Below are 12,457 nucleotides of genomic sequence, written 5' to 3'. Positions count from 1 at the left end.
CGGTCCGCATGCGCGGACCGCCCCCGGTGGCCTTGAACACCTTCGAGCCGACCGATCCCGTCGTGTCCGTCACGGTGGCTCAGCGACAGCACCCAGGCACCTACGTCGTGAGCGCGGCGGCCGTGTGGTCAGCGCCTCCCGGAGCCCTGGGGGTCCCGCTCGGGCGGGTGGGGGTAGGCGGCTTCGCGGTGCTGGAAGGAGAGGATCTTCGGGTTCTGGACGACGCCGTCGCGGATCTCGATGGCCTTCTTGACGGTGACGTCGCTGTCCCATGCCACCGAACCGCTCATGACCTTGCGCAGGTAGGGAAGGAGCGCCTCGCTGATTTCCCAGGTGGCGGAGTTCCACAGGTGGGACGGGCTGTGATCCACCGCGTAATAGTGGCAGCCCGGCCCCACCGCGAGCATGGGCTCGCCGAAGGTGGTCGGGCGGGCCCAGCCGAAGCCCATGCCCTCGTCGCAGGCGACGTCGATGAAGAAGGTCCCCGGCCGGAACAGGGCGAGGTCCTCGTCGGCGACGAACATGAGCGGCGCGTCGGTGTCCTGGAGGACGCAGTTGACGATGACGTCGAACCCGGCCAGATACTCCGCCAACGGCACGGAACCGGCCGCGGTGACCGCCCGCAGGCGCGACGGATCGTCCTCCTGCTCCTCGAAGTGGCCCATCACCACCGAGGGCATCGGCGAGGCCACCGCCGCGGCGGCCCGCTGGGTGAGCACCGTGACATCGGTGACCCCCATGGCGCCCAGGCCTGTGACCGCTCCGCGCGCCGTGGCGCCGAAGCTGATGACCGCGGCGCGCAGGCGGCGGCCGTAGTGGCCGGTCAGCCCGCCGAGCTGGAGGGCGTGCAGCACCGAGCAGTAGCCGGCGAGCTCGTTGTTCTTGTGGAACACATGGACACTGAAGGCGCCCGTGGAGGTCCAGTGGTTCATGGCCTCCCAGGCGATCAGGGTCAGCCGTCGGTCGATGGCGATCTGCGTCATCTTCTCGTCCTGCACGCAGTGCGGCCAGCCCCACAGCACCTGGCCCTCGCGCAGCTCCGCGACGTCGTCGTGCATCGGCTTGGGCAGCAGCATGACATCGCACTCGGCGATGAGCTGCTCGCGGGAGCGCAGGCCCGCCACGAGTGGTCGCAGCGCGTCGTCGGCGACGCCGAAGCGTCGGCCGTAGCCCTGTTCGAGGAAGATCCGCTCCCGTATGTCCGGGGCGATCCGGTCGAGGTGGCGCGGGTGCAGTGGCAGCCGGGACTCGTTCTCCTTGCGGGAGGAGGAGAGTACTCCGAGACTCATCAGACTCATGTGGGGCGGCTCATTTCCGACCGGACGCGATGCGCTCCGGCATTGCCGTTCCCCGAGGGCGACGCCGAAACGGATGACGGCGTGCGAGGTGCGCTCGGTACTGCCACCCTACTCCCGTCCCGAGCCCGAGAGCGGTGCGGCGGACCGTCGTCCACCGGCTTCCGCCCGCCGCCGTCGCTCGGGACTCCCGGCCCGGAGCCGTCCGCCGGGTGCGGTCGCTCCGGCCTCGCGTTGTCAGCCTGCTGCGGTCGGTGCGGCGGCGACGCCGGGCGCAGGGGCGCGGCCGGACCGGTGGGCGGGCGGGTCCGGCCGTGGGCCGTCAGTCGTCGGCGATGCCGGCCCCGCTGAGGGCGGGAACGGTCTTCTCCGCGTGCGCGAGAGAGCGCGCACCGAGGCGGAACTGGTCGAGTTTGTCGACGATGGTCTGGCCGACGGGCAGGTGGCCCCAGGTGCTGATGCCCTGGTGCGTGGTGGGCTGCCAGGTGGTCTCGTCGATGACGATCGGGTTCCAGCCCACTTCCCATTCGAAGCCCGAGGGGGTGCGGGCGTAGTAGGAGAGCTCCTTGTCGTTGGTGTGCCGGCCGACGGAGAGTGCCATGTCGAAGCCGAGTTCGTGCACCCGCTCGTAGCTGCGCGCGAGGTCGTCGAGACTGGCCGTCTGGATGTTGAGGTGCTGGACACGGGTGCGGACCGGGTCGATGGGCAGACCGCGGACGGCGGCGATGGCGATGGAGTGGTGGCGCTCGTTGACGCGCAGGAAGCGGATCTTGAGCCTGACGCCGCTGATCGTCTCGTCGATGCAGTCGGTCAGACGGGCGTCGAAGACCGTGGCGAAGTAGCCGCGCATCAAGGTGGGTTTGGCGGAAGTGATCGCGACATGGCCCATGCCCGCCTCGCCGGTGACCCATCCGGACGCGAGCATGTTCAGCGGCTCGGCCGATGTGACGGGCGTGGTGTAGATCTCCTGGGTGATGCCCTTCGGTCCGGGGAAGCGCAGGAGGCGTTCGACGCCGCGCAGTGCCGCCTCTTCCTCGGCGCCTTCGACCAGGGGCACGCCGTGGGCGCGTATGCGGTGCTCGATGCGTTCGAAGGCGGTGTGGTCGTCGATGTGCCAGCCGATCGCCACGACGTCCTCGGCGGGACCGCGGCGCAGCAGGAAACGGCACTCCTGGTCGTCCATCCGGAAGCGCATCAGGTCGTGGGAGAGGTCGTCGTGGTGCATGCCGATGGCGTCGGCGCCGAAGCGGCGCCAGTCGGCGAAGCGGTCGGTCTCGACGACGATGTAGCCGAGGTGGACGGCGCCGAAGACGGATGCTCCGGGAGCCGCGTTCATCGGCGGCCTCCCAGGAAGTCGGCGCACATCCGGTTGAACAGCTCGGCACGCTCGAACTGCACCCAGTGCCCGGTGTTGGCTGCCATGTAGAGGTCGCAGTCGGGCATGCGCTCGGCCAGCATCCGGCCGCCCTCGGGTCGGTTGACCTTGTCCGCCGCGCCCCACAGCACCAGGGTGGGCACCGGCAGCCTGGAGAGCCGTCGGTCACGGGTGAAGTCCATCTTCCACAGCGTGCGCAGGGCGTTCGGCCCGGACGGGCGGCGCAGCGGCGGGGCCGCGATCACCTCCGGATCGATGCTCGCCTCGTAGCGCGCGTCGATCACGGAGTCCGGGACGTCGGCGGCGTTGAAGACCAGATGGTCGCGGATGAACTTCTCCAGTTTCAGCCGCGAAGGCCCCTCCCCGGAGTAGTAGGCGAGCAGGCTGTTGAGCCCGGGGGTGGGCAGGGCGCGGGTGGTGCCGATGCCGCCGGGGCCCATCAGCACCATGCGGTCGACCCGGTCGGGGGTGTCCAGGGCGAGGCGCAGGGCACAGGCGCCGCCGTAGGAGTTGCCGACCAAGTGGGCGGTGTCCAGGCCGAGTTCGTCCATGAGTCCACGGATGCCGTCGGCGAGATGGCCGAAGGGATCCGTGCCGTCCATGCCCTTGGCGCTGCGGCCGTAGCCGGGCAGGTCGGGGACGATGACCCGGTACTCCTTCGCCAACGCGGCGATGTTGCGGGCATAGTTGGAGACGCCGGAGGCGCCGGGGCCACCGCCGTGCAGCAGCAGGACGGGCGCACCCTGCCCTGTCTCCGCGACGAAGATCCGCCTTCCGGCGACGTCGATCAGGGACTCTCGCATGGGGGGCGGCGCGCTGTGCGTGGGCATGGGCGTTCCTCAGCTCGCGATCGAGGCGGTCGGGTGCGGGGCCGGTGTGAATCCGGCCGGGGGCGGCGGGAGTCGGGCGCCAGTGGGAGCGGCGGCGTAGACATAGGCGTCCGGGCGCAGGGCGAGCGTGGCCGCGCCCTGTCGCGCCAGCCAGGCGAGCAGTACGTCGTCGCTGTCGACGACCGTGTTCTCGGCCGGGCGTGAGCCCGCCGGCAGGACGGTCAGCGAGGCGACCCGGGAGCGTTCCCACGCGGGCTGCGGGGCGGGTGCGTCGCCGTGCAGGAGCAGCCAGCGGCCGTCGAGCACGTCGTCGAGGCGGACCCGTGCCCCGTCGGGGCCGGTCACCCAGGGCTGGGGGATCTGACGCCCGGAGGCCTTGGTGCGCGGGCGGGCCAGAAACCCCTCGGCGTAGTGGGCGACCGGTATCCAGTGCGCGTCCACCAGCCGACCGCCGAGGGCGGACACCCGGCGGACGGCGTGCAGTGTCGTGTCGCGGATCCTGGCGACGGGCAGCCGCCGTTCGGTGATGATCTTCCCGGTGAACACGGCCCGCCTCGTGACTTCCCGGACGTGCGGCTTGCGCTCGGCCTCGTAGGAGTCGAGGAGGGTGTCGGGCAGTTCGCCGCGCAGCACGGCGGCGAGCTTCCAGCACAGGTTGGCCGCGTCCCGCACGCCCGCCGCCATGCCCTGGCCGATCCACGGGGGCATCGCGTGGGCGGCGTCACCGGCGAGGAAGACCCGGCCGACCCGGAAGCGGGCGGCGAAGCGGACATGGTGGCTGTAGACGGTGGCCCGCAGGATCTTGATCTGGTCCCGGCCGATCCCGTACCGCGACACCATCGCGTGGATCGCGCCGTCGCTGGTCAGGTGCTGCTCGTCGTCGCCCGGCAGGATCGGGAACTCCCAGCGGTGATGCCCGAGCGGGGTGGGGCAGTCCACCGCCGGACGCGCCGGGTCGCAGCGGAAGCGCAGCCGGTCGTGATCCGGCCAGGGCTTGAGCATCTTGGTGTCGATGACGACCCAGCGGTCCTCGTACGTCCGTCCCTCGTAGCCGACGTTCAGCTGGGCGCGGGTGAGGCTGGAGCCGCCGTCGGCCGCGATCGCGTACCGCGCGCGCACGCGTCGTACGGAGTCGTCGGCGGTCCCGACCACCGTCAGCTCCACGCCGTCGGCGTCCTGCCGCAGCCGCAGGCACTCGTGTCGCAGCAGGATCTCCACGTTGGGATAGCGGTCGACTCCGTCGCGCAGGACCTGCTCCAGCGCCGGCTGGTAGATGAACATCTGCGGCGGATGCCCGTGTCCGCGCGGCGTGGGGGAGGCGCTGAGGAAGGTGCGACCGCGCGCGTCGACGAAGTCGAGCGGCCGCTCGGCCAGCATGTCCTCTTTGAGCCGGTCGGCCAGGCCGATGCGCTGCCAGATCCGGATGACCTCCTCGTCCGTGGAGATCGCCCGCGCACGGGAGTAGATCTCGGCGTCGCGCTCCAGCACGACCGCCCTCAGACCCAGCGCGCCCAGCAGGTTCGCCGCGGTCACGCCCGTGGGCCCGTAGCCGATCACCGCCACGTCGTACGCGTCGGATCCGACTCCGTCCCCGGGGCCTTCTTCGGCTCTGCCCTTGGCATCGAGTTCGCTCACCGGGCCACCTCACTGTCTCGCATCGGCTCTTTGTTGTAGCGTTTACTCCAATTGGAATGCTCGCTACGCTAAACCGGGTGCCGGAGACGGTCAAGAGTCGGCGCGGAAGGAGGGGCACGTCCCATCACGAGGAGACAGAGGACGGCACATGGCTCTTGTCCCCCACTCGTTACCGGGCGTCCTCATCGCCCCCGAGGCCCTCTGCCGACGACCCGAACGTCGAGAACCGCCCCGGGTCGGGCACGCCGAGTCCCTCCGCCCTCCCGGTCCGACCCCGCCGCCGTACCGGCACCCGCTGCCACGACCGCTCGTCGAGTCGGTCACCGCGCCGCGTCGGCTGCGGCCGGAACGACTGGATCGTCGTCGCCTCGACCCGCTCAGCCCAGAAAGCCAAGAGGCCACCCCATGACCACCGCACCCCACCGGATCGACGTCCACCAGCATCTCGTCCCGGCCCTCTACCGCGACGCCCTCGCCAAGGCCCGCATCACGCAGGCGGGCGGCCGCGCCCTGCCGGACTGGAGCCCCGAGGCCGCCCTGGACCTGATGGACCTGCTCCGGACAGACACGGCGATCCTCTCCCTCTCCACCCCGGGCACCGGGTTCCTCACCGACCCCGGCGAGGCCGCCGCCCTGGCCCGACACCTCAACGACCACTGCGCCGTCCTCGCCGCCGAGCGTCCCGACCGCTTCGGCTGGTTCGCCACCCTGCCCATGCCGGACGTCCACGCGTCGGCCGGGGAGGCCGAGCGGGCCCTGACCGAACTGGGCGCCGACGGGGTCACCCTGCTCGCCAACAACCAGGGCGCCTACCTCGGGGCCGAGGGCCAGGACGCGCTGTGGCGAGTCCTGGACACGCACGGCGCCGTCGTCTTCGTCCATCCCGCCGAACTCCCCGCACCCGCCGTCGACGGCATCCCCCCGTTCGCCGCCGACTTCCTCCTCGACACCACCCGCGCCGCCTACCTCCTCGTACGCAACGGCGTGCCGCGCCGCCACCCGAACATCCGCTTCATCCTCAGCCACGCCGGCGGCTTCGTCCCCTACGCCTCCCACCGCATGGCCGTCGCCATCGCCGCCGACACCGGCCGCAGCCCGCTCGACACCCTGGACGACCTGCGCGGCTTCTACTACGACACCGCGCTGTCCTCCAGCCCCGCCGCCCTGCCCACCCTGCTCGCCTTCGCCCGCCCCGGACACGTCCTGTTCGGCAGCGACTGGCCCTTCGCCCCCACGCCCGCCTCCCAGTACTTCGCGGGCGGCCTCGACAGCGGCGTGGATCCCGGCACGCTCGCGGCCGTCAACCGCACCAACGCCGAAGCCCTCTTCCCCCGCCTGGCCGCGAAGCCGCCCGCGCCGACTCCGGCCCGCCCGCTCCCGGTACGGCTGCGCCAGTCCGCCCAACGGGCCGGCGCCCGCCTCTTCTACAGGCTCATCCAGCCCGGAACCGACTGACAGCCTCGTGACGCACCGCTCGTCGCTTCGGTCCCTGCCCTCCCTCTCGCCCTGCCCGACCTCGCCCTGGGACTGTCAGCCGCCAACTCCTCCTCGACCTGGATCGCCGACGGACGCCTACACCGTCACCCTGGCCACCCTCGTCCCGCCGGTCGCCATCGAGCCGGCCGCCTCCCGGCTGCGCACGCTCACCGTCGAGCAGTCGGGGAACGGGTTCACACCTCGCGACCCTCCGCCGGTAGAGCCGTGTCGAGGCGCAGCAGCACGGCGGTGCCGGGGCGCGGCAGGGCGACGGTGAGCCGCCCGTCGGCTGCGTCCCAGACCGCGGAGGCGTCCGCGCCGACGGGGTACAGCACCGTGGGGCGGACGTGCGTACCGCGCAGGTGTGGGATCGGGAGTGTACGGGCGCCGTGGTCGCCCTGGTCCGGCGCCCGCCGCCACACCGTGAGGAGCGTGCCGACCGGGCCGTGCAGGCCGTGGGCGAGCCAGGCGTCCTCCCAGGAGGGCAGGCCGAGCGGCCAGAACGGGAGGCCGTCGGCGATCTCCGGTCGGATGCTCCGGTAGACGGAGACGGCCGAGCGGACGAGTTCCCGCTCGGCCTCGCTCATGCGGTCGAGGAACCCGGACAGGTGGACCCGGCCCAGCAGTGCGCCGGTGAGGGTGAAGGCGATCGCGTCGGGGCTGAAGCCGGGCTGGGGGTAGGCCCACACCGCGGCCTGTTCGGGGGTCGCGGCGGTGGCGGCCGCGGCGGCGATGGGCGGGTAGCGCAGGGGGTCCTGCTGGTCGCTGGTGGACTGTAGCTGCACCACCGCCAACTGCGCGTAGTCCATGCGCAGGCCGCCCGAGGAACAGTTCTCCAGGACGAGGCCGGGGTGGCGGTCGAGGAGGGAGGCCATCCAGTCGAGGTGGGCGCGATGGTGGCCGAGCAGTCCCGCGCCGGCGCTCTCCGCGCCGTTCTCCGTGCCGGGGCCGACGTTGACGTTGTAGTCGAACTTCAGATAGCCCACGCCCCAGTCGCCCACGATCCGGTCCACGACCCGGTCGAGGTGGGCGCGGGCGGCGGGGTGGCGCAGGTCCAGGTGATGGCGGCCGTGTTCGGTGACCCGTATTCCGCCCCGGCGGAAGAACGCCTCGGGGGGCAGTGTGCGGGCCAGCGGGCTGCGGACGCCGACCACTTCGGGCTCCAGCCACAGTCCCGGGGTCATCCCGTGCCGCCTTATGGCGTCCAGTACCTGCCCGATGCCGCCGGGGAAGCGGCTCTCGGAGGCCTCCCAGGCGCCGACGGCGTCCCACCAGCCCTGGGCGTCGTCGTCGTACCAGCCGGCGTCGACGACGAAGACCTCGGCGCCCGCCGATCCGGCCGCTTCGACGAGCGGCAGGAGCTTGTCGGTCGTGGGGTCGCCCATCAGGGTGTTCATGTAGTCGTTGTAGATCACCGGGAGGGCGGTGTGGTCCGGGTGACGGCGGCGGATCCGGCGCCGGTAGGCGGTGAGTTCGCCGAACGCGGCGTCCAGGCCACCGGTCCCGACGCTGACGAGGACGGCCGGCACGGTGGTGAACTCCTCTCCGGGTGAGAGGAGTTGGCACCACTGGTGGTGGGCGTCGTCGGGTCCGAACAGAGCGAGGTAGGCGGCGCCCTCCCGTTCGCCGCTCTCGTAGCGCCAGCCCGCGCTGGACTCGATCTGCCAGAGCCAGGCGCGGCCCGTCCGGTCGTCGGTGAGCGCGGCCATCGGCAGGTGCCGTCCCGTGGACCAACTGCCCTGCGAGTACCGCTCGAAGCAGCCGCGCCCCTCGTGACCGTGGGCGGCCCGGCTCAGCGGGACGACGTGGTCACGGAACGCGCCGTGCCGCCAACGGCACTCGGCGAGCCAGTCGTTGTCCGCCCAGTGCAGGGTCAGGCCGTCGAGAGAGCCCTCGGCGTCCACGATGCCGCCGAGGGTCAGGGTCGACACGCTCTCCAGCCGGAGCGGCGCGCCGCCCTCGTTGACCAGACGCACCTGCGAGCGGAGGAAGCGAGTGCCGGGGCAGGTTCCCAGGGTGATGTCGGCGGCAAGGCCGGTCGCCGGATCCGCCAGCCGGATCGTCGTGCGCTGCCGGTCGCCCTCCACCACGGTCCGGTGACCGCGGTAGGCCAGGCGCTCGCCGACGGCGGTGTCGATGAACCGCTCGCCCGACCAGCTGCGGCCATGGCCGGTGACCGTGACCTCGACGAGCGGCAGCAGCGTGTTCCAGTCCTGGCCCACCGCTCCCCACCTGACCGACCCGGCGCAGTCCGCGAGGGCGCGCAGCCCCAGAGCCTCATGGGACCAGAGAAGAGACTTCTCAGCTGCCTCGACAGCAGTGCTCAACGCGGTTTCCCTTCTCAACACTGCGATCCCGCAGGCCGTTCGCGGTTGTTCCGTCGGTCCTGCATCGGCCCTCCGCACGGTTGTGACCGCTCACAATGCTTACATGGATGTGACCGGTCACACAAGCCTCGGTAAGCCACTCGGAGCTCGGACTCCGAACCGTGCACCACGGCGCGATCCCGGCCTCGGCCATGAGGTCGAGATCGGCGTCGACGCTCCGGGTCGGCGCGTACTCGCAGTCGCAGGCCGCACCGAACAGGACGTGGTCCGGCAGCCCTGGTGACCGGCCCGGTGAGGCCCTGCTGACGTGGCCCTGCTTCGAGGTGCCGGATCCAGGACCCTGCGAGCGCCCGAGGAATGCGCTGGCCTGCCGCTGACCGGCCTGCGATGGTGAGGACGTGCCAGAACGCTCGACGACGCACTCGCCGTTGCCGGACACGAAGTGGTCGGCCGGATCGATCCGGATCACGAGCCGGACGGTCCGCGCCGACGAGATCTCGGCTCGCCTGGGGATCGTCCCCGACGAGCAGTACGAACAGGGGAGCTTGTCGAGTCCCCGGAACCCGGGCAGCCGCCGACGGGAGACCAGTGTCTGGATCCGACGGAGTGGACTGGGAAACGACAGCGGGCTTGAGGAGCACGTCGCGGCGCTGGTCCGACTGGTCAACGGGCGTCGTGAGGAGCTGACGCGCCTGTCCGTCGACTGTGATCTGGAGCTGTGCCTCGGTTTCGGCAGCGAGAACGGTCAGGGAGGCTGCGTCCTGCCGGCCCCTCTGCTCACCGAGGTCGCCGGGCTGGGGCTCGACGTCGTTCTCGACCTCTATCCGCCCACGGCGCCGACGCCCGGCGCCGCGCCGAGGTAACGGCGAAGCTTGCCGCGTGCCGTGGTCACCCTTCGAAGCGGTAGCCCATGCCGGGCCCGGTGACGAGACAGCGGGGATGCGGGGGCTCAACGGCCGGCGCCCGAAGACCGATGACAAAGCCACGAAGCATGAGGCGGCGCGTCACTGATCATCGAGGGATGCCTGCCGGGCGAGGAACGCCTCGAATGCGGCCTTCTGCTTCGGATCCATGAAGCCGTGGCGGACATTGCGGGCCTTCTCCTGGAGCCAGTGCGCCTCGTCGGGGTCCAGTAGCTCGGCGACCACCACGCCTTTGCGAGCCACCGCCGTGCGCCCTCCGACCCGGCGACGGTACAGCGTGAACGCGCCGAATTCCGCTGGGTGAGCCGGCTCCGGCTCCTCCGCCACAGCCCGGCTCTCTTCCCGAGTGCCACTCGTCGGGTAGGCGGTGGGGGCCCAATGCTCCCAGAGCGCCAGCGTGGCCGCGGGCACCAGCACCGCACGTTCCGCCTCCTCACGCCCCTCCCACAGGAACGTGACAGCGACGGGCTCGCCGACGGCCTCGGCCAACCCGAGCACCCTCTCCACCTCGTCGTCGACCGGGTAACCCACCACGACATCGATCTGAATGCCCATGGCGACCGAGGCTACTGGCCGCCTCCGACATGCGGTCCCAAAGCTCCTGCGCCTCGTCGACCACGGCGCATCAGGCGACCGTCGACCGGAAGGCCAAGACGGACGCGCTCTACGTCATCCAGGAGAGCGACGGCCGGTGGATCGCCGCAGGCCGGGACACAGCCCGCACCTGGGCACCGCACGCGTCGGCACCGGTCGCGGGCGGGACAGCGGGCGAGCGAAGGTGGAGTGAGCAACGTGTTTCCGGACCGGACGGAGGCAGACATGTCGGTGCGTGTGATCGTCAAACTGGCCCCGGACGGGGACTGGCCCTCGGTCGCCGCAGGCCTGGAGGAGGCGGGAGCGGAGCAGGTGCAGGCTCCGCGTGAGTCGCTGCCGGACCGGGCGGTGGCGACGTTCCCGGAGGAGGTGGGCGTATCCGGGGCGGTGGACTCCGCTCGTGGGGTCGAGGGTGTCGTGGACGCCGAGCCCGACGTGATGCGCTACACCAGCGGTCCCGGTTCAATGCTCAGGTGGTGGACTGGACTTGGGCGCAGATGCGCGACTGCCGTTTCGATGTGGATCGTGTTCCGGAGCTCCTGGAGCGGGTGGAGACCCGGAACGATCCTGAAGCATGGAAGGAACTGGGATGGCGGCTCGTCCTCGAGCATGACGTGGTGTCCCCCGCCAGTTTCGCCGCCTTGCCGCGGCTGGTGCGCCTCGCGCCACACAGCGCGCAGGCACGCGGCCTGGCCGGGCAGATCCTGGAGCGCGCGGCAGGGCCGCACGGCTGCGACGATCTGCCGGCGAACTGCACTGGCGCGATCGCGGAGTTCCGTGAGGTGCTGGACCGGCACCTGCGGTCACGCCCGGCCGACTACCTCGTGTCCTTCCGCGCCCTGCTCGCGGTCGAAGAGCAGTACCACTGGGCGAACACCCTGGAAGGCTTCACCGACGGCATCCTGCACGTGGACTGTCCCCACTGCGGCGTAGGGGTGACGATCGCCATCGGCTGCTTCGGGTGCTACGCGCAGGTACGGGACGGGGGCGAGGAGATCCGACGGGAGCTGCGGCCGGCGGTCGGCGAGCAACTCGTCGGCACCGGCCGGTGGATGCATCAGATCACTGTCCGCGACGGGCAGGAGGTGCTCACCGGCGGGATTGCCCACCTGTTCGGCAAAGCGGAATGCCCGTGCTGTGCCGGCGTCTTCAACGTCGCGGACGAATACGCCTCCGCCAACCGTCCCGTCATGCGGTAAGCAGTGGCACTTGCGAAGCGGCCCGGCTGCGGCGGCCCGGTGCGGCACACGGGCACGCCCACAGCCACCGCCGCAGCCCGATGGCGGCCACAGCAAGCGTGTCGTGGACCCGCCTGGCCAGGGAACGCGGATCTGCTCAAGTACGGGGATCGTCCGCGGGGCGTCGCCCCACCGGCCGAGCGTGTCGGTTGGGGCCGGCTGACCCTGTCCGCCCTCAACACCCGCCGGTGAGCAGGGCCGATGCCGATGAACGCCGGCATGGGAAATTTCCACTCGCGGACGTGCTCCCGATCTGTGAACCTGGAACTGCCGGAGTGTCACCATCCCAGGTCAGCCTGCGTTCGAGCCCTCGACAGAACCGGGAGCTGGTCCTCGTTGAAGAAACCCTACTTCCAGCCGTATTGGTGGCGACTGCGCTTCCGTGCCGACGGTGAGCCAGAGTGGCACCTGATGGATTCCGGGCCCCTCATCCAGGTTCCCAACGAGGCGCTGAAGAACGCGTCTCTCGAAGTGTGGGCCAACGCCTTGCTGGAGGAAGCACCTTACGAGCTAGAAGACATGCGTGGCGACCTGCTCCTCGAATGCTACGAAGAGCCCGCGCCCGCAGACGGTACTCCACCGATCTATTCGCGCCAGATCCACCTGGCCGCGCACACATCCCGGCGCATACAGGACGACGGCCTCCAGGACAGGACGCCGCCGCCGACCGTCTAGGCCCGTACTTCGCAGGTCACCCGATCGTGAAGATCAAGTGGTCGTGGCTGATCGCTCGCCGATCGGAACCGCTACGGCAATAGCGGTCC

The 12,457-nt window shown here is 71.1% G+C and carries 10 protein-coding genes; 4 read left to right on the top strand and 6 right to left on the bottom strand.

Annotated features, from left to right (window positions below; all coding sequences use genetic code 11):
* Positions 1-128: 128 nt before the first annotated feature.
* The 4 genes from AB0J04_RS38075 to AB0J04_RS38060 all read right to left on the bottom strand — a co-directional run bounded on the left by AB0J04_RS38075 (position 129) and on the right by AB0J04_RS38060 (position 5,063).
* The gene (locus AB0J04_RS38075) at positions 129-1,298 is read right to left on the bottom strand and encodes a N(5)-(carboxyethyl)ornithine synthase (protein WP_363173214.1); all 1,170 of its coding nucleotides are present in this window, start codon (positions 1,296-1,298) and stop codon (positions 129-131) included.
* 319 nt (positions 1,299-1,617) lie between these two features.
* A complete protein-coding gene (locus AB0J04_RS38070) occupies positions 1,618-2,631 on the bottom strand; it encodes a VOC family protein (protein ID WP_363173213.1) in 1,014 nt (337 codons plus the stop codon).
* Positions 2,628-3,500, bottom strand: a complete 873-nt coding sequence (locus tag AB0J04_RS38065) for an alpha/beta hydrolase (protein WP_363173212.1) — start codon at positions 3,498-3,500, stop codon at positions 2,628-2,630. The genes AB0J04_RS38070 and AB0J04_RS38065 overlap by 4 nt, the downstream gene beginning before the upstream one ends.
* 9 nt (positions 3,501-3,509) lie before the next feature.
* The gene (locus tag AB0J04_RS38060; RefSeq protein ID WP_363173224.1) at positions 3,510-5,063 is read right to left on the bottom strand and encodes a bifunctional 3-(3-hydroxy-phenyl)propionate/3-hydroxycinnamic acid hydroxylase; all 1,554 of its coding nucleotides are present in this window, start codon (positions 5,061-5,063) and stop codon (positions 3,510-3,512) included.
* 477 nt (positions 5,064-5,540) lie between these two features.
* Between AB0J04_RS38060 and AB0J04_RS38055 the strand changes: the two genes are divergently transcribed.
* A complete protein-coding gene (locus AB0J04_RS38055) occupies positions 5,541-6,590 on the top strand; it encodes an amidohydrolase family protein (protein ID WP_363173211.1) in 1,050 nt (349 codons plus the stop codon).
* Positions 6,591-6,805: 215 nt separating this feature from the next.
* On the opposite strand, the gene AB0J04_RS38050 is transcribed toward AB0J04_RS38055, so the two are convergent.
* Positions 6,806-8,938 (bottom strand): alpha-galactosidase, encoded by a 2,133-nt coding sequence (locus AB0J04_RS38050; protein ID WP_363173210.1) that lies wholly within the window; start codon positions 8,936-8,938, stop codon positions 6,806-6,808.
* 398 nt (positions 8,939-9,336) lie between these two features.
* Here AB0J04_RS38050 and AB0J04_RS38045 point away from each other — a divergent pair, with 398 nt between their 5' ends.
* Positions 9,337-9,801 (top strand): DUF4279 domain-containing protein, encoded by a 465-nt coding sequence (locus AB0J04_RS38045; RefSeq protein ID WP_363173209.1) that lies wholly within the window; start codon positions 9,337-9,339, stop codon positions 9,799-9,801.
* 141 nt (positions 9,802-9,942) lie between these two features.
* On the opposite strand, the gene AB0J04_RS38040 is transcribed toward AB0J04_RS38045, so the two are convergent.
* Positions 9,943-10,416, bottom strand: coding sequence for a hypothetical protein (locus AB0J04_RS38040; RefSeq protein ID WP_363173208.1), 474 nt, complete (start codon positions 10,414-10,416; stop codon positions 9,943-9,945).
* A 512-nt stretch (positions 10,417-10,928) separates the two neighbouring features.
* Here AB0J04_RS38040 and AB0J04_RS38035 point away from each other — a divergent pair.
* The gene (locus AB0J04_RS38035) at positions 10,929-11,654 is read left to right on the top strand and encodes a hypothetical protein (protein WP_363173207.1); all 726 of its coding nucleotides are present in this window, start codon (positions 10,929-10,931) and stop codon (positions 11,652-11,654) included.
* 375 nt (positions 11,655-12,029) lie between these two features.
* The gene (locus AB0J04_RS38030) at positions 12,030-12,368 is read left to right on the top strand and encodes a hypothetical protein (protein WP_363173206.1); all 339 of its coding nucleotides are present in this window, start codon (positions 12,030-12,032) and stop codon (positions 12,366-12,368) included.
* Positions 12,369-12,457: the final 89 nt, after the last annotated feature.

This window comes from Streptomyces sp. NPDC050263 (genome assembly GCF_040655955.1).
Classification (GTDB): Bacteria; Actinomycetota; Actinomycetes; order Streptomycetales; family Streptomycetaceae; genus Streptomyces.
The sequence above is the reverse complement of the archived record's forward strand: the minus strand, read 5'-3'. Positions and strand labels throughout refer to the sequence as shown.

Bases quoted from the DNA above. Each gene is read 5' to 3' on its own strand.
- AB0J04_RS38040 (WP_363173208.1), bottom strand. From the start codon at position 10,416: ATGGGCATTCAGATCGATGTCGTGGTGGGTTACCCGGTCGACGACGAG.
- AB0J04_RS38070 (WP_363173213.1), bottom strand. From the start codon at position 2,631: ATGAACGCGGCTCCCGGAGCATCCGTCTTCGGCGCCGTCCACCTCGGC.
- AB0J04_RS38065 (WP_363173212.1), bottom strand. From the start codon at position 3,500: ATGCCCACGCACAGCGCGCCGCCCCCCATGCGAGAGTCCCTGATCGAC.
- AB0J04_RS38075 (WP_363173214.1), bottom strand. From the start codon at position 1,298: ATGAGTCTGATGAGTCTCGGAGTACTCTCCTCCTCCCGCAAGGAGAAC.
- AB0J04_RS38055 (WP_363173211.1), top strand. From the start codon at position 5,541: ATGACCACCGCACCCCACCGGATCGACGTCCACCAGCATCTCGTCCCG.